Source organism: Pseudomonas sp. DD1, from assembly GCF_044510355.1.
Classification (GTDB): Bacteria; Pseudomonadota; Gammaproteobacteria; order Pseudomonadales; family Pseudomonadaceae; genus Aquipseudomonas; species Aquipseudomonas shahriarae.
Window position 1 is genome coordinate 55353 of record NZ_MSAJ01000029.1, and the last position, 19997, is coordinate 75349.

The window sequence follows — 19997 nt, forward strand, 5'->3', positions numbered from 1 at the left end:
CATGGACGTCCGCCAGTTTGCCTTCCTCGCCCGCCTGCCTTCTGCTGCCTTGAAGCGTCGTGACGCGTTCTGCGGCCTGCCCAAGCGCGGCCTGGTGCTGATCCTGGCCAACGCGCTGTTCTGGCAGCCGCTGCTGGCCCAGGCCGACGGCATTGTGGTCAGCGGCCCCGGCACGACGGTGGGCGCGGCGGGCAATGGGGTGCCGGTGGTGAACATCGCCACGCCCAATGGCAGCGGCCTGTCCCACAACCACTTCAAGGACTACAACGTCGGCCCCAATGGCGTGATCCTCAACAACGCCGGCGGCCCGTTGCAGTCCACCCAACTGGGCGGGATTATCGTCGGCAACCCCAACCTCAAGGGTGGCTCGGCGAATGTCATCCTCAATGAAGTCAACGGCGGCAGCCCCAGCCAACTGCGCGGCTACACCGAGGTGGCGGGCCAATCGGCCAAGGTTATCGTCGCCAACCCCTATGGCGTGACCTGCAACGGCTGCGGCTTTATCAATACGCCCAACGTGACCCTGACCACCGGCAAACCGATCCTCGATAACGGCCGCCTGGACCGCTACCAGGTCGATGGTGGTGCGGTGACCATCGATGGCCAGGGCTTGAACGCGAGCAATGTCGACCGCTTCGAAATCATCACCCGCACGGCCAAGATCAACGCGCAGATCAATGCCCGCAACCTGACCGTGATTGCCGGGCGCAACGACGTCAATGCACAGACCTTGAATGCCACCGCGCGCGCCGACGATGGCAGCGCCAAGCCGGAGTTGGCGATTGACTCCTCGGCCCTGGGCGGCATGTATGCCGGCGCGATCAAGCTGGTGGGCACCGAGGCCGGTGTCGGGGTGAAACTGGACGGCACGTTGGCGGCCAGCGCGGGCGATATCCAACTCGATGCCAATGGGCACCTGAGCATGGCGCAAGCGGCGGCCAGTGGCGCGATTGACGTCAAGGCGGCAAGCCTCGACGCCCAGGGTCCGGCCTACGCCGGCACCGCCCTGACGGTGAAAACCAGCGGCGACCTGAACACCCAGAAAAGCCTCGCCGCCCGCGACACGGTGCGCCTGAGCAGCGGCGGGCAGTTGACCAACAACGGCATCATCGAAGCCGGCGTGAATCCCGATAACACCCGCACCACCACCGGCGACGTCAGCCTCGACGCCCGCGATATTCGCAATAACGCCAGTGTGGTTGCCAGCCGTACCGCCACCGTCAAGGCCAGCCAGACCGTGGATAACCAGGGCGGCGTCATCAGTGCCAGAAAGGCCCTGGACATCACCGCCAGCACTGTGGATAACCGCAACAAAGGCCGCCTGCTGACCAGCGGCAGCACCCAGTTGACTGCCGCTGCGCTGCATAACAGTCAGGGCGAAATCATCAGCGACGGCGCGTTGCAGGCCAACGTCGCGCAGGTCAATAACCAGGGTGGCGCGGTGGTCAGCCACGACACCCTCAGCGTCACCGGCGACAACCTCGATAACAGCAACAAAGGCGTGATCTCCAGCGCCGGAGCGCAAACCCTGACCCTCAGCGGCGCGCTCAACAACAGCCAGGGCGGCGCCATCGACAGCGCCGCCGCATTCACCCTGCGCGGCAACAGCCTGGACAACAGCGCCGGCAGCCTCACCGGCAACGGCGCGCTGACCCTCGACCTGCTGGCCGACCTGATCAACCGCAACGGCAAGCTGGCCAGCGCCGGCCCGCTGTCGATCGAGCGTGTCGCCGCCCTCGACAACCAGGGTGGCAAACTCACCAGCCAAACCTTGCTGACGGTATTGGCGGCCAGCCTGGACAACCGCAACAGCGGCACCCTGGCGGCAAACGCTGGGCTGACCCTGAACGCCAGCGGCCTGGTGCAAAACGACAACGATGGCCTGATCCACAGCGAAAACGCCGGCCTGAACCTCACCGTCGGCAGCCTGAACAACGCCGGGGGCAAGCTCTCGGCCAAGGCGGGTGACGCGCTGATCAACGCCGATGTTTTCAACAACGGCAACGGCGGTGTATTCGCCGGCCAGCGCGTGCGCCTCAGTGGCGGCAGCGTCGATAACGCCGGGCAGATCGCCGGTCAGCAAGTCGACCTCAGCCTACTGGGCGCCCTCAACAACCGTGGCTTGATCGAAAGCGCCAGCACCCTGGACATCGCTGCCGTCAGCCTGAACAACCAGGGCGGGCAATTGCGCGCCCTGGGGAGCACGGGCAAAAGCCGTCTGGCGATTGGCGGTACCTTGGACAACAGCGGCGGCAAGCTGGAAGCGGCCAATGCCGACTTGAGCCTGGCCGCCGGCACCTTCCAGAACCAGGGCGGCAGCGTGCTGCATGTCGGCACCGGCGTGTTCGATATTGCCGGCATCAACCTCGATAACGTCGGCGGCAGCCTGGTGACCCAGGGCGACCTGAGCCTGGACAAAACCAACTGGACCAACAGCAGCCTGATCCAGGCCGGCAACCTCACGGTCAATGTCGACACCCTCGAGCAAACCACCAGCGGCCAATTGCTCGCGGCCAACCGCATCAAGGGCACCGGCCAGAACTGGTCCACCCAGGGCGTGATCGCCAGTAACGGCAGCCTCGACCTGACCCTGGGCGGCACCCTCAACAACACGGGGCGCCTGACCGCCGCCACGGACTTCAGCCTGGCCAGCGCTGCGCTGAACAACCTCGGCACCCTGGGCAGCGGGCGCACCATGACCCTGACCACTGGCAGCCTGCTTAACCAGAATGGCCTGCTGTTCAGCGGCGGCGATATGAGCCTGCGGGTCGATCGTCTGAAAAACCTCGCTGCCGATATCTATGCCATGGGCAACTTGAGTATCGACCGTGACGGCAAGGGCGCGTTCGCCACTAGCATTATCAACAGCTCGTCGAGCATTCAGAGTGACGGCAACCTGAGCCTGGCCGCCGGCACCATCCAGAATATCCGCACGGTCCTGACCAGCGAGTCGGGGATCTACAGCGCCTCGATCAGCCCGGTGCAGTGCATTGAAAACGTCAACGGCGGTGACTGCGAAGGCGGCAAGGAAAACCGTCCGTTCCTGATTGCCCAGCGGGAGCGCCTGAGGGTCACCGGCGCCAGCGCGGCCTCCAGCATTACCTCCGGCGCCAACCTGCTGCTGGTCGGCGGCGATGTGCTCAACAGCAGCAGTAGCATCGCTGCAGCCGGCAGCCTGACGGCGCGGGTCAACCAGTTGACCAACCTCGGCCTGGAAACCCACGACACCCTGACCGAGCGCGTATTTTCTTCCGAGCGCACCCGTGATCCGTCGGGCTACAACCAGACCGCCGCGCAATTTACCCAGCGTTATTCCATCGGTGGCGCGGCCTACAACCCCAATAACCTGGGGGGCCTGGAGGCGGCCATGGCGTTCTTTATCGGCGCGATGGAGCGCCAATGGGGCGAGACCAAAACCACCCAACTGGCGGCTCCGGACCAGCGCTACGCTGCGGTGATCCAGGCCGGCGGCGCGGTGAATATCCAGGCCCAGGCCGGCATCGACAACAGCGTGGTGCGCGGCGGCTACACCTACGTCGGCAGTGGCGCCAAGACCGACACCAACGCCCCTGGCTTCTCCACCCAGGTGAAGCTCAACGGGCAATTGCCACCGGATGTCGCCCAGCAACAAGTCAACCCGCTGGGCCTGCCGGGCTTCAGCTTGCCCACCGGGCAGAACGGCCTGTTTCACTTCAGCGACGGCAGTGGTGTACAGGGCCTGCCCAACAGCCAGTTTGCCGCCAACCCGCACAAGTACCTGATCGAGACCAACTCGCAGCTGACCAATATGGCTGAGTTCCTGGGCTCGGATTACATGTTGGCCAAGCTGGGCTACGACCCCGACGCCAGCCAGAAGCGCCTGGGCGATGGGTTCTACGAGCAGCGCCTGATCCAGCAAGCCGTACTTGCCCGCACCGGCCAGCGCTTTATCGACGGCCAGACCAGCGACGCCGGTGTGTTCAAGTACCTGATGGACAATGCCATCGGCGCTCGCCAGCAACTGAACCTGGCCGTGGGCGTGAGCCTCACCGCCGAACAAGTGGCGGCCCTGACCCACGATATCGTGTGGCTGGAAAACGCCACCGTTGCCGGTCAAGACGTGTTGGTGCCGGTGCTTTACCTGGCCCAGGCCAGCAACCGCCTGGCACCCAATGGCGCACTGATTTCCGGCAGCGACCTGAACCTGATGACCGGCGCCAACCTCAACAACGTCGGCACACTGCGCGCTACCAGCAACCTGGGCGCCAATATTGGCGGTGATTTGCACAACAGCGGGTTGATGGAGGCTGGCAACCGCCTCGACCTGCTGACCGGCAAGAACCTCAACAACCGTGCCGGCGGCATCATCGCCGGGCAGCAGGTCAACCTGGTGGCCGGTGCCGACCTGCTCAACGAGCGCAGCGTCACCACGCACCAGAGCGCCAGCGACTACCGCATCGAGCGCAGCGATTTTATCGACAGCGCTGCGCGCATCGAGTCGGCCAGCACTCTGGCGATGCAGGCCGGGCGCGATATCAACAGTGTGGGCGGCGCGCTCAAGAGCGGCGGCGACACCACCGCCCAGGCGGTGCGCGACGTCAATATCGTCGCGGCACAAACCCTGGACAGCGGCGCCATTGGCAGCCGTTCGCGTCACGAGATCATCACCCAGCAAGGCTCGGTGGTTGAAGCCGGGCGTGACTTCCATGTGGTCGCCGGGCGGGATGTGAGCGCGGTGGGCAGCCAGATCGAAGCCAAGCGCGACCTGAGCGTCGGCGGCGTGCGCAATGTGACCCTGGCGGCGGCGGCCAACGAGCAGCATTCGGCGTACAACTCGAAAAAGGTCAAGAGCATCGAGGACCACGTAAGCCAGGTTTCCAGCGTGCTCAAGGCCGGTGGCAACGTGAGCTTGAATGCGGGCGAAGATTTGCTGCTGCTCGCCAGTAACGTCAGCGCCGGCAATGAAGCGTACCTGGTGGCCGGCAAGAATCTGGCCCTGCGGGCCGCCGAGGATCAGGACTACAGCTTCTACAGCAAGACCAAGAAAAGCTCCTCGGGGAAAAAATTCCGTCTCGACGAGACCGACACCATCAACAACGTTGGCAGCAGTGTCAGCTCTGGCGGCAACAGCACCCTGGTAGCCGGTGAAAACCTGCTGCTGGCGGGTAGCACCGTGGCCGCCGACAAAGGCGCGGCAAAACTGGTGGCGGGCAAGGATGTGCAAATCGTCGCGGTGACTGATGCCGAAAGTGCCCGGCATGAGCGCAAGGAAAGCAAAAGCAGCTGGGGCGGGCTGAAGTCGAGCAAGGTCCAGGACAAGGTCGACGAGAAGCGCACCGTGGCCGTGGGCAGCATGGTCTCGGGCGAGACGGTCAGCGTGGTGGCGGGGCAGGATGCGACAGTGACCGGCTCGGCGCTGGTCAGCACCGGCGACCTAGCCGTGCAGGCCGGGCGTGACCTGACGATTGATGCGGCGCAGAACACCTTTTCGCGCACCGACATGCACAAGGAAAAGAACCGCGACCTGACCGGCGTGTTGACCGGCAATAAGCTGGGCCTGGACGACATCACCGGCAATCAGCACCTGTCCATCAGCAGCAGCAAACACAACGGCACCGCCCAGGAAACCACCCTGACCGGCAGCACCATCGGCTCCAGCGAAGGCAACGTTGCGTTGATTGCCGGGCGTGAATTGAACGTGGTCGCCAGTGATCTGGTGAGCACCAAGAACATGGACCTCAGTGGCGCCAACGTGACCATCACCGCCGGCGCTGAAACCGCGCGGCAAACCACCGAAGACAGCTCCAAAAGCCTGGCCGTGGGCCGGGTGATTGGCGGTGCGGTGATCGACACCGCGCGCAGCATTCACGATGCCACCGAGGCGGCGAAGAACGCCGATGACCCGCGCCTCAAGGCGGTGAAAATCGCCCAGGCCGCCCTGGCGGCCTACAACCTGGGTGGCCAGGCCTCGGACGCCAACGGCCAGAGCGCCGGCTTCAAGAACAAGCAGGGCGGCTCACCCAGCAACGGTTCGTTGATCAAGATTGGCACCGAACTGGCCAACACCCGCAGCAAGGCCAGCAGCGAGTACAACAGCCTGACGGCGCGCCAGAGCACGCTCAATGCCGGGCAGGATCTGTCGATTGTCGCCACCGGCGAAGCGCCCGGCACCCAGGGCAATATCGAGATCACCGGCAGCAGCCTGAAAGCCGCCAACACCTTGTTGCTGGCCAAGAACAACGTGTTGCTGCAAAGCGCCCAGGACACCGTCGACCGCAAGAACGATGGTTCGACCAACAAGACTGCAATTGGCGCCAGTTTCAACATCGGCGAGCAGAACGGTTTCACCCTCGACCTCGGTGCCCAGGGCGCGAAAAACAACGGCAATGGCAACTCGGTAACCCAGGTCAATACCACCCTGGACACCGGCTCGCTGCTGCTCAAAAGCGGTGGCGACACCACCCTCGCCGGCGCCCAGGTGCGCGCTGACCGCATCCAGGCCGACATCGGCGGCAACCTCAATATCCTCTCGCGCCAGGACAGCGAATCGTCGCGCAGCAAGCAGAGCAGCGCAGGCTTTGGCGCGAGTATCTGCATCCCACCGTTCTGCTACGGCTCCACTGTCGCCGGCTCGGCCAGTATTGCTGCGGCCAAGATGAACAGCGACTACAAGGCCGTGACCGACCAGACCGGCCTGTTTGCGGGTACCGGGGGCTACGACATCAATGTCGGCAAGACCACCACCTTGCAGGGCGGGGTGATTGCCAGCGAAGCGGCGGCGGTGAAGAACCGCTTGAGCACCGATCGCTTGATCGTCAGCGATATTAAGAACACCAGCGAGATCCAGAGCCAGTCGGCGGGGCTCTCCGCTTCGTTCAGCAGCAGCGGCGGCACCTCGCCGGGTGGCAGCATTCCGGTGGCGCTCAAGGAAGACGAGCGCAGCCACACTCGCAGTGCGGTCAGCGACGGCACGATTGTGGTCCGCAACCCTGAGGGCGCCAATGACCTGGTGGGGCTGAACCGCGACACCGCCAATGCCAACCAGAAGCTCGAGCGCCCAGATGAAAAGGCCATGCAAGAGCGCATCGACCTGATCCAAAGCTCGGCGCAATTGGCCAGCGGTGTGATCAGTACGGTGGCCAAAGCCAAGGCGGATGAAGCCAAGAAGCTTGGGCAAGAGGCAAAAGACCAGGCCAGCGCGGGCTCGCCAACGGCGGGGGCTGCGGCCCAGGCGTACGAGGCGGCGAATGCCGAGGCGCTGCGCTGGCAGGTGGGTGGCGACAAGAAACTGATGGCTGATATTGCGTCCGGGCTGATTGCGGCCGGGCTGGGCGGCGCTACCGGCGGCACGGCGGTAGGGATCGTGGCCAATACATCGGCCAGCGATATCTTCAATAAAATCGGGAGTTTTGCCGACGAGCAGAAAAACCGCAAAGACATCGACAGTGCGACCAAGGCCGCCTGGGCCGAAGGCGGCGCAGCGCGCGTTATGTTGCACGCATTGGCGGGGGCTGCCCTGGGGCTTTCCAGCGGCAATGTGCAGAGCGGCGCGCTGGGTGCAGGCGCCTCGGCGGCGCTGATGCCCTCGATTCTGCAAGCGCTGGAAGACAGTGGCATGAAAGAGGCCGACCGTAAGGCCGTGGCTACCCTGATTGCCTCCGGCGTGGGTACGGCGGTCGGTTCCGGGCATGGCACCGGCGGCGCCATTGTGGCCGGTGGCACTGCGGCCAGCGTGGATCGGTACAACCGTCAGTTGCACCCGGACGAGATCAAGTTCGCCTCCGACAAAGAGCGCGTCGATCGCTACGCCGCCGAGCAAGGCATCACCGAGCAGCAGGCGCGCATTGAGTTGCTGCGCACCGCCGCGGCGATGGTCGATCGCGGCTGGAATACCGTGTTGGGTGCCGAGGATGGCAACACCACGACTGCCGCCAGTTTCCTGCGCAGCGAGCTTTCGCAGTCGAAAAGCGCGGACCTGTTCCAGGTCAGCCTGGCCGATTACAACAATGAGCGGTTGGGCCTGTCGCGCCTGATGAAAGACCGGAACTCGGTTGAGAACCTGGTCAAGTACATCGAACTGGTCGACCCCTACAAGTACCTGCACGACCCGAAAAACATGGCCGAAATTCTCAATGCCAAGGGCCAGGGCAGTGCCGAGGGTATTGCCAATGCCGTAGAGGATCTGGCCAGTTTCGGTTCCAAGACGGCGCTTTGGGCGATGAGTACCGTCAATTGCCCAAGCTGTGGCGGTCGGCAATTTATCGCGGCGGTAGAGGCGGTGCAGAGCTTGCCCGAAGAGCTGAGGCTCAAGGGCTATCTGGACACCCTGCATATCATGCAGGGCTATGGCACCGACGTGCTGCGCCAGAACGAGATGATCGCCACCTCTACCGGCGTGGGCCTCGGCCTGGGCGGCGCGGGTGTCGGTGGTGCAGGCGCGACCACCACCCGCCTGACCGGCGAGCTGGCCGGGGCTGTGGGCAAACGCTTCACCGGCATCATCAACGAAGCGGCCGAGCAGGCACTGCTCAAAAGTGGCGGTATCTTTGGCCCTGATGGCAAACCGCTGATGGATCTGAGCGTGTTGACCCGGGAACAGAAAGGGGTCATGGGCGACTTGTTTGGCGAGCGTTCCGTTAAGCAAATCGTGCCGGACGGACAGAAATTGGCACGGGTACCGGGTTTGGGTGAGACGGGGGTTGATGATCTTTACAAGGTCAGCCGCCCGGATGTCGACTTTGTCGTTATCGAATACAAGTTTGTCAGCGCCGACAAAAAGTCCGGATCTTCGGGGCTGGGCAATACGCTGGATGGCAAGCAAGGCTCCACAGCCTGGACGCTGGGCGGTGATCGCCTGATCCGTGCAGTGGGCAGGGAGCAGAGCCGGGATGTTCGGGCTGCCATCGAAATGAACCGTACCGAAACATGGGTCGTCAGATCGCGGCCGGATGGCTCGACAGAAATTGAGGTGTTGGATGCGCTTGGTAAGGTCAAACCGGTAGACACCTCTAGAATACTACCTTCCAAAAATCTGAATGGGGTTCTTCCATGATTCGTGCACCGCTGGGAGATAAGCAGTATTGGGAGGGGCGTGAGTCAAAGGACCAGCAGTGGATTGAGCGGGCCCGTAAGCTGTTGGCGGAGCCCTCAGCCAACCCCGTCTATAGGCCGCAATTTGCGTTCGACGTTGCCAAGGATAGTTTGACCTCAGGCATCAGAGCCTATTCCCAAGGGCGCAATGTCGTAGAGATCGCGACCTGTTTCCCGCTCCTGCTGGACGCCTGGGAGATGTCCAATAGTGCTGCCCACGAAGTCTGTGCACAAAACAATCTTCAGGTTTGCCGAGACTGGACTTTCGAGCTGACGGATCTCAGCCACTACATCTGGTGTTTCTGGTTGGTGAGCCTGGCGCTGGCGCTGCAGATTCCCGACGACCAGTGGCGTCGACTGGTTGCCTTGATCGGCGAAGGTGGGCACGACGTTCTGCTGGATCGAATCATCGCCGCCCGCGAGCCCGGGCGGGTGATTGGGGAGCAGCTACTGCACGCCAAGCCTTACTCAAGATTGCTCAAGGCAATCGACGCACCCCAGGAACAACAGGCCTTGCTGTTGCTGGCGTTCGTAGAGCATTGGTACCCGGAGTTGAACCGGCGCGGTAAACAGCAACCCTGGTGGTACGTTTATGGTGACCCGGTAAAACACCCCCTTGAGATGGAAGGCTACTTCGGCCGCTGGTGCTTTGAGGCGGTTGCCGCTGTCAAGGCGTTCGGGCTGGATGACAGCGCTTGTATCGGGCATGAACATTACCCTGCCGACTTGCTCCACCCCAGTGAAGCCGTTATCCCCGCACCAGCTCCTGCCCGCGTAGAAAAGGCCGGCTGGCTGGCGCGGTTGTTTGGGCGCTCGGATGAATGAGCCGTCACTTGTACCAGTACCGGCATGGCATTGGCGTGGCTTTGGTACTGGCTGCGTTGTTGAACGGCTTCTTGCGATTTGATGGCAGTTGGAAGCGTTTTTTGACCATGGTGTTAGTGCAGCTGTGGTTTGGCCAGGCGGTTTACAACTATGCGCGTGGCGCCCGGGTGGCCATAGCACCGGGTGGCATGAGCAAGGACGCCGACCCGGAGTGGCGCGCGGCCTTGGCCGGCTTTGCCCTGTTTTTATATGGGGGCGTGTTCTTTTTGAGTTTTTGACTCTTGCAGGGCAACCCCAGCCCTTTATTGCCACGGAAGACCCTTTATGAAAAAAGTTGCCTTTATCCTCGCGGCCCTGGCCCTTGCGGGCTGCTACTCCAATGCCCGCGACTCGTCGCCCAGCCTGTTGAAAGATGGCGTGCAGTTGCAGCAGAACAAAGTCGTGGCGGACGCCGAACACGCCAAGGTGATCATGCGCGCCACCGGCTTTACTTACCCCGTGCAGTTCTCCGTGCGCCGTGGCGGCGATGCCGATCAGCGGCCGGAGATCCTCGGCACGGTGGTGGATTCTGGTCGGGGCAAGGTGTTTGGCTGGATCGCCAAGATGAGCGAGGTGGCCAACAGCGCTGCCGTCAAACGCTTCCCGCAGTTGGAAGTACTGGCCGATCCGGGGCAGACGATCGAGGTGTTGGGCGAGTCGCGAGTGTATGACTCGAACTACTACAGCTACGCCGAAAAAACGGTCTACGCCTGCGGCCCGATGACCTCGGCGTTCAAACCGCAAAAGCAAAAGGTTTACCTGGTGGAATTCGTGATTGTCGGCGCCGGCTGTGAGCAGCATGCCTATGACATCACCGACCCTGCGCAGCGCATCCCCGTCCCCGCGTCCTGAATCATGCACCCTACAACCGCCGGGCACATTGGCGGTGTTGTCCGTAGTAAATGGAGTTTCAAATGAAGCGCAAGCAGTTCCAGAAAACCCTGTTGGCCATGATGGTCAGCGCAGTTGCCGCACAAGTCAGCGCGGTGGAGTTTGACGTCAGCACCGGGCAGAACAACGTATGGGCCTCCCAGACGTTCAACGAGCCTGTGACCCTGGTGGGCACGCGCAACGTGGTGTCGACCCAGCCCAGTGCCGATGGTGTGAATATTGCCCTGACGAATATCCAGGGCACGCTGCGCAACGACGCCAACCTCACCCTGGATGCCAGCGGCCGAGCCATCCGTGGCCTGATCGTCGATGGGGCGCTGGATCAAATGCTCACCACCACCGGCAGCAACATCACCGGCGATATCATCCAGGCCGGCAATATCCACCTGAGCAACACCATTTGGGCCGAAGGCTTTGAAGTCGGTGCCAGCAACGTGGGCGGCAGCATCATCAACTCGGGCAACATCACCCTGGTCGAAGTCCCCGGCTCCGGTGATGAGTCCGACGCCGAGGGTATCTACCTCAACGGCACCACCGTGGCGGGCGACGTGGTCAACAGCGGTGTGGTGGATGTCACGTCCTACTACGGCTATGGCCTGATCCTCGATACCCACAACAACCTGCCGGTGACCATCGGTGGCAAGCTGCTCAATTCCGGGACCCTCCGCGTTACCGGTGAAGAGGCCCTGGGGATCGAGATCGAAACCGATACCAACCCCCTGCGTATCGAAAACAGCGGCCTGGTTTCCGTCAACGGCGGGCAGGCGATTGCCGTGCAGCTCGATGCGGGCACCTACGATTACCTGCTCAACACCGGCACCATCGAAGCCAGCGGCAGCAACGCCATGGCCTTCAACGTGCAAGGCGCGACCTTTAACACCACCTCGCCGAGCGGTGAGCGCGGCCTGATCAACCGTGGCGTGATCAGCGCCGACGCGACGGCGATCAAGGTCAACCCGAAGTACCAGTTGACGCCGTTCGAGATCAACCAGCAAGCCGGGGAAATCCGCAGCAACTCCGGCACCGCCATCGACGCGGCCAACCTGGCGAGCCTGAACTGGAGCGGCGGCAAAATCGTCGGTGATGTGCTCGGTGTCACGGCTGTGAACATCAACGGCCAGGCCGACTTTACCGGCGCGCGCATTGGCAGCCCGGTATCGGTCAACGCGGGTTCGTTGAACCTGTCCGGCGCCGGCACCACCATCACTGGCGACCTGAATGTAGCCAGCGGCGCTGGGGTTGATATGCGCCTGTCCAATAGCGTCGTACCGACCACGCCTTACCTCACGGTCAGCGGCGCCGCGCACTTCGCCCAGGGCTCCAACGTGACCTTGAGCGCCAAGCCCGGTGATTTCACCGCAGCCCCCAGCGGCACCGAATACACCCTGCTGCAAGCTAGCAGCGTGCAAAACAACGGCCTGACGGTCGCAAGCAGCTCATCGTTGCTCGATGTGCTCAGCTACTCGGCCGATGCGCAGACGGTCAAGGCCGTGGTGGGCTTGAAGCCAGACGAGCAGGTGCAAACCGACCTCGGCGGCGTGGGCGCCAGCACCTCGGCAGTCACCGCCGTGAACCTGCTGAAAAACGAAGTGCTGGGGCAACTGAGCCAGGACGACGCAGTGTTCCAGGCCGTGGCCAACGCTGGCAGCGCCCAGCAACTGGCGCAGATTGGCGAACAGCTCAAGCCTGACGTAAACCGTGGCGCGCTGGACGTAGCCTTGTCCGGGCAGACCGTGATCAACGGCACGATCCTCAACCGCCTGGCCGGCCAGCGCGATGGTAGCGAGCGTGGCGGCGTGTGGGTGCAAGGCCTGAGCAGCAACATGGACCAGGACGGTCGCGGTGGTGATAACGGTTACTCGGCCAACAGCAGCGGCGTGGCCGTCGGCGTGGACGGGCGTTTGAACGACAGCACCCGCGTGGGCGTGGCGTACAGCTACCTCAACTCCAACATCCACTCGGACCTGGGCAACAAGACTGAAGTGCAGGGCAACGCGCTGTCGCTGTATGGCAACTGGTCGCTGCAGAACTGGTTTGTCGATGGCAGCCTGAGCTACGGCGTCAACGACAACGACAGCAAGCGCCACATCGCCGGTACCACGGCCAAGGGCAGCTACGACAGCCAGGCGTTGTCGGCCAGCGTGATCGGCGGCTACAGCTTCAAAGCGTCGGACAGTGTGCTGATCGAACCGCGTGTCGCCGCGCGTTACTCCAGCGTGCACATGGACAGCCTGCATGAGAAGGGCTCTTCGGCAGCCCTGAACACCGGTTCCCAGCGTTACGAAGTCGGTGAACTGGGCGCCGGCCTGCGTGTGGCAGGCAACCTGGCGCTTGGTGCTGGCACCCTGCAACCGGAAGCGACCGTGATGGCCTATCACGACCTGATGGGTGATCGCGTGGCGCAGACTTCCAGCTTTGTGAACGGTGGTTCGACGTTCAGCGTGACCGGCGCATCGGTAGCGCGTGACAGCTATGAAGCCAGCGTGGGCGTGAACTATCAGGTCTCGGCGTTCAGCGTCGGCGCCAGCTACACCCGCCAGGCTCGCAGTGGGTTTGATGCCGATGGCGTCATGCTCAAGGCCCGTTACGCGTTCTAAACCGTCCTGGTAGGAGCGAGCTTGTGTGGGAACTGGCAAGCCTGCTCCCACACAAGCCTGCTCCCACCAGTGCGAAACAACTTGAGAACCGCTCTCAACCCCGTAAAATGCGCAGCACTTAATCAGGGATGAATTTGAAGATGCGCATTTTTGCCTTGCTGCTGGCTCTTTCCTTTCTGGCCGGCTGCGCTTCCAAACCCCCGTACTACATCTCTCCAGCACCCGTGACCATTCCCAAGACCGCCACCTTCTGGGTCGATACCTTCGACGTCAAAGTGGTGGGGCAGGGCCGAATTTTCATGTCGGACGCCAAAGTCCGCGAGCAACTGGGCGTCGACTTGGTCGACCGTCTGCTCAAGGCCAAGCGCTACGCCAGCAGCAAGCAGACCGCTGACTACCTGCTGGACGTGGATATCGTCTACGTGCGCCATATCCTCGACTCCAAGGGCGGTATCACCAGCCTGGTGGTCGACGACAACACCATCCTGCAAAGCATCGACTTCGGCTACAAGGTCAAGGTCAAGAAAGCCGACGCCGAGGTGCTGCATTTTGCCCAGGATCGGGGTGGCCTGGTGCCCAATAACTGGGGCGGCCAGGTGCAGCAATGGAAGACCATTGGCGGGGTCCTGACCAATGAAGGCAACGCCAATATCGAGCGCCATTTCACCGGTGGCTTGAGCAATTACATCGTGCACGACCTGCGCGCCATACCCTCACGTTAATACCCCGGATTTATTCACCTAGGAGCACCCTGTGAAATCACTCTGCAAAATCCTGCTGTCCGGCCTTGCCGCCACGGCACTGCTGACCCTGGCCGGTTGCGCCACGGAAAGCTCCCGCGCACTGCCGATCGAAAAAGTCGCCAGCGCCAGCGTCGCCTACTCCGGCGTACGCGTGCCGATTGCCGTGGGCAAGTTCGATAACCGCTCCAGCTACATGCGCGGGATCTTCTCCGATGGCGTGGACCGCCTCGGTGGCCAGGCCAAGACCATCCTGATCACCCACTTGCAGCAGACCAACCGCTTCAGCGTGCTGGACCGCGACAACATGGGCGAAATCTCCCAGGAAGCGAAAATCAAGGGCACCGTCCAGAACCTCAAGGGTGCTGACTACGTGGTGACCGGCGATGTGACCGAGTTCGGCCGCAAAGAAACCGGCGACCGCCAGTTGTTCGGCATTCTCGGCCGTGGCAAGACCCAGGTGGCCTACGCCAAGATCAACCTGAATATCGTCAACATCAGCACCTCCGAAGTGGTGTACTCCACCCAGGGCGCCGGTGAATACGCGCTGTCGAACCGTGAAGTCGTGGGCTTTGGCGGCACCGCCAGCTATGACTCCACCCTCAATGGCAAGGTCCTGGACCTGGCCATGCGCGAAGCGATCAACCGCCTGGTCGACGGTATCAACGCCGGCGCCTGGAACCCGCGTAACTGATTTAAGTGTTTTCAAGGAGCAGTACACGGATGAGCAAGGCAGTTAAGTTAGCGCTGATGCTGACAGCAACCGCGCTGGTTGCAGGGTGCCAGACGGCACCCAAGCCCCTGTATCAATGGGAAAGCTACCAGCCACAGGTTTACGAGTACTTCAAGGGCGAGCCCAAGGAAGCCCAGGTCGAAGCGCTGGAACGCGACCTGCAAAAGATCAACGCCAGTGGCCGCCAGGCCCCGCCGGGCTACCACGCCCACCTGGGCTTGCTGTACCTGAGCATGGGCAAGGATGACCAGATGGTGCAGCAGTTGCGCACCGAGAAGGCGCTGTTCCCCGAGTCTGCTGCCTACATGGACTTTTTGCTCAAGAACGCCAAGGCCCCAGAGGTGAAGAAATGAGCTTTTTGAAACTCACCGGCGCCTTGCTCGCCCTGGCCTTGCTGGGCGGTTGCGCGGCACCCAAGACCGTCGATTACTCGGCCTACAAGCAGGCGCGGCCGAAGTCGATCCTGGTGCTGCCACCGATCAACGAGTCCCCTGAAGTGCAGGCCTCCTACAGCCTGGTATCGCAGGTGACCTACCCGTTAGCGGAAGCCGGCTACTATGTGATGCCGATTGCCCTGGTGGACGAAACCTTCCGCCAGAACGGCCTGACCACCGCCAACGATATCCAGGGCGTGCCGCCGGGCAAGCTGCATGAGATTTTCGGCGCAGACGCGGCGCTGTACATCACCGTCAGCGAGTACGGCACCAAGTACATGCTGATCACCAGCGACACCTCCGTGACAGCCTCGGCCAAACTGGTCGACCTGCGCACCGGCACCACCCTGTGGACCGGCTCGGCACGGGCGTCCAGCGAGGAAGGCAACAACAACGGCGGCGGCCTGGTGGGCATGCTGATCACTGCGGCGGTCAAGCAAGTGATCAACAGCTCCACCGACGCGGCGCATCCGATTGCTGGTATCACCAGCGCGCGCCTGTTGTCGGCCGGGCAACGCACCGGGATTCTGTACGGCCCGCGCTCGCCCAAGTACGGCTCGGACTGATCTGGACCAGTCACTGCCGCTCCAATGTGGGAGCGGGCTTGCCCGCGATAGCGTTAGGTCAGTCACCGTATGTATTGACTCGCCCACCGCTATCGCAGGTCAAGCCAGCTCCCACATAGGTTGAGTGACCAGACGCTAACCCGAATCCCGACGCTCCTACGTCTGACCTTGTGAACGCATCATTCACACACGAGGTTCAGCCCATGTCCCATCCTCTTCTCCTCCTGCGCCCCGCTGCCCAGGGCTTTGCCGTGACCTTGCTGATGGCACTTGCCGGGTGTGGGCTGTCATCCCGTGACGAGGCCAAGGCGCCCGAAGCGGCTGCCGTCCCCGAACTGCAAAGCGTGCCTGTCCAGGCTCAGGGCGCCATGCTCAAAAGAATGGCGATGCCGGCACCGATGGCCATGCATGACGCTGTGGCGATGGAGTACCGCGCCGAGCCGCGTGAGCAGTATCAAAACCTGCCGGACAACCCGGTGCACAGCGTTGCCGAAACCCCGGTCTCGACCTTCAGCGTCGATGTCGACACGGGCAGCTATGCCAATGTCAGGCGTTTCCTCAACCAAGGCCAGCTGCCGCCCGAAGGTGCCGTGCGACTTGAGGAAATGGTCAATTACTTCCCCTACGACTACCCACTGCCGAGCGATGGCTCACCGTTCGGCGTGACCACCGAAGTCGCCGCCACCCCCTGGAACCCCAACACGCGCCTGCTGCGCGTCGGCATCAAGGCCTCCGAGCGTGCGGTGGCCGAACTGGCGCCGGCCAATCTGGTGTTCCTGGTGGATGTTTCCGGCTCCATGGACCGCCGCGAAGGCCTGCCGCTGGTGAAAAGCACCCTCAAGCTGCTGGTCGACCAACTGCGCGATCAGGACCGCGTGTCGCTGGTGGTGTATGCCGGCGAGTCGCGGGTGGTGCTCAAGCCCACGTCCGGGCGTGACAAGGCAAAAATCCGCAACGCCATCGAGCAACTCACCGCCGGCGGCTCCACGGCGGGCGCATCGGGCATCGAACTGGCCTATCAGATGGCCCGCGAAGGGTTTATCGACCAGGGTATCAACCGCATCCTGCTGGCCACCGACGGTGACTTCAACGTCGGCATCAGCGACTTCGACAGCCTCAAGCAGATGGCCGTGGACCAGCGCAAAAGCGGGGTATCCCTGACCACCCTGGGGTTTGGTGTGGACAACTACAACGAACACCTGATGGAACAACTGGCCGACGCGGGCGATGGCAACTACGCCTATATCGACAACCTGCGCGAAGCGCGCAAGGTCCTGGTGGAGCAACTCAGCTCGACCCTGGCCGTGGTGGCGCGGGATGTAAAGCTGCAGGTGGAATTCAACCCGGCCCAGGTCAGCGAATATCGCCTGCTGGGCTATGAAAACCGCGCCTTGAAACGTGAGGACTTCAGCAATGACAAGGTGGACGCCGGCGAAATCGGTGCCGGGCATACCGTGACAGCGCTGTATGAAATAGTACCCAAGGGTTCAAAAGGCTGGCTGGAACCGCTGCGCTATAGCCAGGCCAAGGCTGGCGAGGGCAACGCCACAGAACTGGCCATGTTGCGGGTACGCTACAAGCCGGCGGCGGGTGGCAGCAGTCGCCTGATCGAACACCCGATCAAGAGTGCTCAACACACGCCCAGCGACGACCTGCGCTTCTCGGCCGCCGTGGCCGCCTTCGCCCAACAGCTCAAGGGCGATGGCCGCTACACTGGCAGCATGAGCCTAAAAGACACCGCCGCCCTGGCCCGCTCGGCCCGGGGTGATGATCCCTACGGCCTGCGTAATGAATTTGTACAGTTGGTGGAGCTGGCCCAGAGCCTCAAACACTGATCTTGCACACGATACAGCTCTAATGTGGGAGCTGGCTTGCCCGGCTCCCACAGGTAATCTGCAGTGATCCATCGAAAGGAGTTCGCCACTTAACATGGCCGTACCAGATGATCCACCCAGCGACGAATCGCTGCTGGCCCGCTACCGCAGCGGCGATGCAGGCGCCTTCGAAATCCTTTATGCCCGGCACCGCCAGGGCCTTTACCGGTTTCTCGTGGGCCTCTGCAACAAGGCCGAACTGGCTGAGGAAATCTACCAGGACACCTGGCTCAGCCTGATCCGCAGCACTACCCAGCCACAAGGCCGCGCGAGTTTTCGTACCTGGCTGTTCCAGATTGCCCGCAACCGCCTGATCGACCATTGGCGCAAGCACGGCATCCACAACCCGCTGCACGACAGCTACGACGAACAACTGCACGCCCAGCCCGACGCCGGCGCCGGCCCCGAGCAGCAACTGAGCCTGAGCCGCGACCAGGGCCGTCTCGATGCAGCGTTGCAAGACCTGCCCGAAGACCAGCGCGAAGTGTTTATGCTGCGCCTGCACGGCGACCTGGAACTGCCACAAATCGCCGCCCTGACCGGCAGCCCACTGGAAACGGTAAAAAGCCGCTTGCGTTACGCCCAGCAGAAATTGCGTCGGCTGCTGGCCGAGGAGGTACCCGTATGACTGACTCCCGACACCCCCAGGATCCGACTGACGAAGGGCTGATCCAGCACTTTCGCCAACACAGCGCCAGCGAGCCGCCTGCGTCCCTCGACGCCTTCATCCTCGCCGCCGCCCGCCGCGAAGCACCGGCTCCCGGGCCAAACCTGTGGCAACGCTGGCTGCAAGCTTGCCAACGACCACGCTGGCAGATGGCGTTTGCCACCGTGGCCGGGGTCGCACTGATGATTGGCGTGGTAATGCGCTCGCCAGTACCTGATATCGACCTGCCCGAAGCCGCCGAATATGCCGCTGCGCCACCGCCGCAGGCACTGTCTGCCCCAGCCGCCCCCGCGCCCATGGCCCGTATGGCGATGGCACCACAGGCTGACAGCGCGTCGGTCCAGGCCGAGATGGCGGCGGTCATGGCCGATGAGCCCGTGGCGAAAATGAGCAAGCAGATAGCCGCCAAACCGCAGTCCCTGGAGCAGGGGCTTGAGGAGATTGTGCATCTGCGCGAGGCGGGAGAGAGCAGGGCGGCGGATGAGAAGCTGCTGGCGCTGCACAAGCGCTTTCCTGACGAAGATCTGCCCGCCCGGTTGGAAGCGTTGCAAAAGCGTTGAACCCGCGCCCACCAAAAAGCCCCAGGTCTTGCGACCTGGGGCTTTTCGTCTGTATCTGCGGCTCCCGGACCAGTTTGAACTAAGACCTACAGGCAGCGGTTTTATAGGCTGTCTTTATACGCCACGACTTGGTCTTTGAGCCAGCTGTGCAGGGAGGTTAATTGCGCCGAACGTTTAATCCCCAGTGGCCAGACCAGGTAGTAGCTCGAAGAATGCGCCGGTTCGATGTCGGTGAGTTTGACCAGTTCCCCACGTTGAATCAGTGAATGGGCGATCGAGCGGCGCGTCAATGCGACGCCGTGCCCGAGCCGTACCGCTTCGAGCAGCAAGGTGGAGTCGGTGAACTCCAGCGAGGCGTGAGGGCGCTGCCCCTCCACGCCTGCGGCGCACAGCCAGGTTGCCCAGCTTTCACTGGCGTGCAGCAGTGGCTGCTCGAGGATGGCGTGCGGCGTGTCTGGCAATACACCGTGGTTGAAGTCGCGAGCAGCGACCACCAGCAATGAGTCGCTCATCAGTGTTTCGCAATGCATATCGGGCCATTGGCCGTGACCGAAGCGGATTGCGCAATTGACCAGGCCCTGTTCTAAACCGGCGAACGCCATGGTCGATTCCAATTTCAGGCGCAGCCCGGGATGGGCACTCATAAAGCCGTGCAAGCGCGGCAATAACCAGTGCATGGCATAGGAGGGCAGCACCGACAGGGTCAGTTGCGGGAAATTGCTTCTCGCCAGAAACTTCTCTGTGACCCCGGCGATTTCACCCAGCGCCTGCCTGATCTGGTAGGCATAAATGCGCCCCTCTTCCGTCAACACCAGGGAACGTCCGCTGCGCATCACCAAGGCAATACCCAAATACTCTTCAAGAGAGCCAATCTGATGGCTGACGGCACTGTGGGTCACGTGCAGCTCAACGGCCGCCAAATTCACCTTGCCCAGCCGGGCCAAAGCCTCGAAGGCGCGCAATGCGGCGAGTGGAGGGAGCTTCAATAGGTGAATTCCTTTC

At 62.6% G+C, this 19997-nt stretch carries 13 protein-coding genes; 12 read left to right on the forward strand and 1 reads right to left on the reverse strand.

What is annotated here, in order from left to right; genetic code table 11:
- Position 1: 1 nt before the first annotated feature.
- The 12 genes from PSFL_RS16650 to PSFL_RS16705 all read left to right on the forward strand — a co-directional run bounded on the left by PSFL_RS16650 (position 2) and on the right by PSFL_RS16705 (position 18995).
- A complete protein-coding gene (locus PSFL_RS16650; protein WP_397470288.1) occupies positions 2–9031 on the forward strand; it encodes a hemagglutinin repeat-containing protein in 9030 nt (3009 codons plus the stop codon).
- Positions 9028–9894, forward strand: coding sequence for a PoNe immunity protein domain-containing protein (locus tag PSFL_RS16655; RefSeq protein ID WP_198848648.1), 867 nt, complete (start codon positions 9028–9030; stop codon positions 9892–9894). The genes PSFL_RS16650 and PSFL_RS16655 overlap by 4 nt, the downstream gene beginning before the upstream one ends.
- The gene (locus PSFL_RS16660) at positions 9891–10172 is read left to right on the forward strand and encodes a hypothetical protein (protein ID WP_152987907.1); all 282 of its coding nucleotides are present in this window, start codon (positions 9891–9893) and stop codon (positions 10170–10172) included. The genes PSFL_RS16655 and PSFL_RS16660 overlap by 4 nt, the downstream gene beginning before the upstream one ends.
- Before the next feature lie 46 nt (positions 10173–10218).
- On the forward strand, positions 10219–10785 hold the full coding sequence (locus PSFL_RS16665) for a hypothetical protein (RefSeq protein ID WP_397470289.1): 567 nt from the start codon (positions 10219–10221) through the stop codon (positions 10783–10785).
- Between the two features lie 62 nt (positions 10786–10847).
- Complete coding sequence (locus PSFL_RS16670) at positions 10848–13421, forward strand: autotransporter outer membrane beta-barrel domain-containing protein (RefSeq protein ID WP_397470290.1); 2574 nt, start codon at positions 10848–10850, stop codon at positions 13419–13421.
- A 140-nt stretch (positions 13422–13561) separates the two neighbouring features.
- Positions 13562–14143 carry a hypothetical protein gene (locus PSFL_RS16675; RefSeq protein WP_057437666.1) on the forward strand — a complete coding sequence of 194 codons (582 nt, stop codon included), beginning with the start codon at positions 13562–13564 and terminating at the stop codon, positions 14141–14143.
- Between the two features lie 31 nt (positions 14144–14174).
- Positions 14175–14855, forward strand: coding sequence for a CsgG/HfaB family protein (locus PSFL_RS16680; RefSeq protein WP_057436965.1), 681 nt, complete (start codon positions 14175–14177; stop codon positions 14853–14855).
- Positions 14856–14884: 29 nt separating this feature from the next.
- The gene (locus tag PSFL_RS16685; RefSeq protein WP_057957961.1) at positions 14885–15247 is read left to right on the forward strand and encodes a DUF4810 domain-containing protein; all 363 of its coding nucleotides are present in this window, start codon (positions 14885–14887) and stop codon (positions 15245–15247) included.
- Positions 15244–15894: a DUF799 domain-containing protein gene (locus tag PSFL_RS16690; protein ID WP_057436967.1), complete on the forward strand. Its 651-nt coding sequence runs from the start codon at positions 15244–15246 to the stop codon at positions 15892–15894. The genes PSFL_RS16685 and PSFL_RS16690 overlap by 4 nt, the downstream gene beginning before the upstream one ends.
- Positions 15895–16097: 203 nt before the next feature.
- Positions 16098–17729 (forward strand): von Willebrand factor type A domain-containing protein, encoded by a 1632-nt coding sequence (locus PSFL_RS16695; protein ID WP_397470291.1) that lies wholly within the window; start codon positions 16098–16100, stop codon positions 17727–17729.
- A gap of 94 nt (positions 17730–17823) precedes the next feature.
- A complete protein-coding gene (locus PSFL_RS16700; RefSeq protein WP_057436971.1) occupies positions 17824–18396 on the forward strand; it encodes an RNA polymerase sigma factor in 573 nt (190 codons plus the stop codon).
- Positions 18393–18995 (forward strand): hypothetical protein, encoded by a 603-nt coding sequence (locus PSFL_RS16705; protein ID WP_057957964.1) that lies wholly within the window; start codon positions 18393–18395, stop codon positions 18993–18995. Before PSFL_RS16700 ends, PSFL_RS16705 begins: the two co-directional genes overlap by 4 nt.
- A 101-nt stretch (positions 18996–19096) precedes the next feature.
- Here PSFL_RS16705 and PSFL_RS16710 read toward each other — a convergent pair whose 3' ends face one another.
- Positions 19097–19981, reverse strand: a complete 885-nt coding sequence (locus PSFL_RS16710; protein ID WP_198831080.1) for a LysR substrate-binding domain-containing protein — start codon at positions 19979–19981, stop codon at positions 19097–19099.
- Positions 19982–19997: the final 16 nt, after the last annotated feature.

Bases quoted from the DNA above. Each gene is read 5' to 3' on its own strand.
- PSFL_RS16665 (WP_397470289.1), top strand. From the start codon at position 10,219: ATGAAAAAAGTTGCCTTTATCCTCGCGGCCCTGGCCCTTGCGGGCTGC.
- PSFL_RS16690 (WP_057436967.1), top strand. From the start codon at position 15,244: ATGAGCTTTTTGAAACTCACCGGCGCCTTGCTCGCCCTGGCCTTGCTG.
- PSFL_RS16655 (WP_198848648.1), top strand. From the start codon at position 9,028: ATGATTCGTGCACCGCTGGGAGATAAGCAGTATTGGGAGGGGCGTGAG.
- PSFL_RS16650 (WP_397470288.1), top strand. From the start codon at position 2: ATGGACGTCCGCCAGTTTGCCTTCCTCGCCCGCCTGCCTTCTGCTGCC.
- PSFL_RS16660 (WP_152987907.1), top strand. From the start codon at position 9,891: ATGAGCCGTCACTTGTACCAGTACCGGCATGGCATTGGCGTGGCTTTG.
- PSFL_RS16675 (WP_057437666.1), top strand. From the start codon at position 13,562: ATGCGCATTTTTGCCTTGCTGCTGGCTCTTTCCTTTCTGGCCGGCTGC.
- PSFL_RS16705 (WP_057957964.1), top strand. From the start codon at position 18,393: ATGACTGACTCCCGACACCCCCAGGATCCGACTGACGAAGGGCTGATC.
- PSFL_RS16685 (WP_057957961.1), top strand. From the start codon at position 14,885: ATGAGCAAGGCAGTTAAGTTAGCGCTGATGCTGACAGCAACCGCGCTG.
- PSFL_RS16700 (WP_057436971.1), top strand. From the start codon at position 17,824: ATGGCCGTACCAGATGATCCACCCAGCGACGAATCGCTGCTGGCCCGC.
- PSFL_RS16695 (WP_397470291.1), top strand. From the start codon at position 16,098: ATGTCCCATCCTCTTCTCCTCCTGCGCCCCGCTGCCCAGGGCTTTGCC.
- PSFL_RS16670 (WP_397470290.1), top strand. From the start codon at position 10,848: ATGAAGCGCAAGCAGTTCCAGAAAACCCTGTTGGCCATGATGGTCAGC.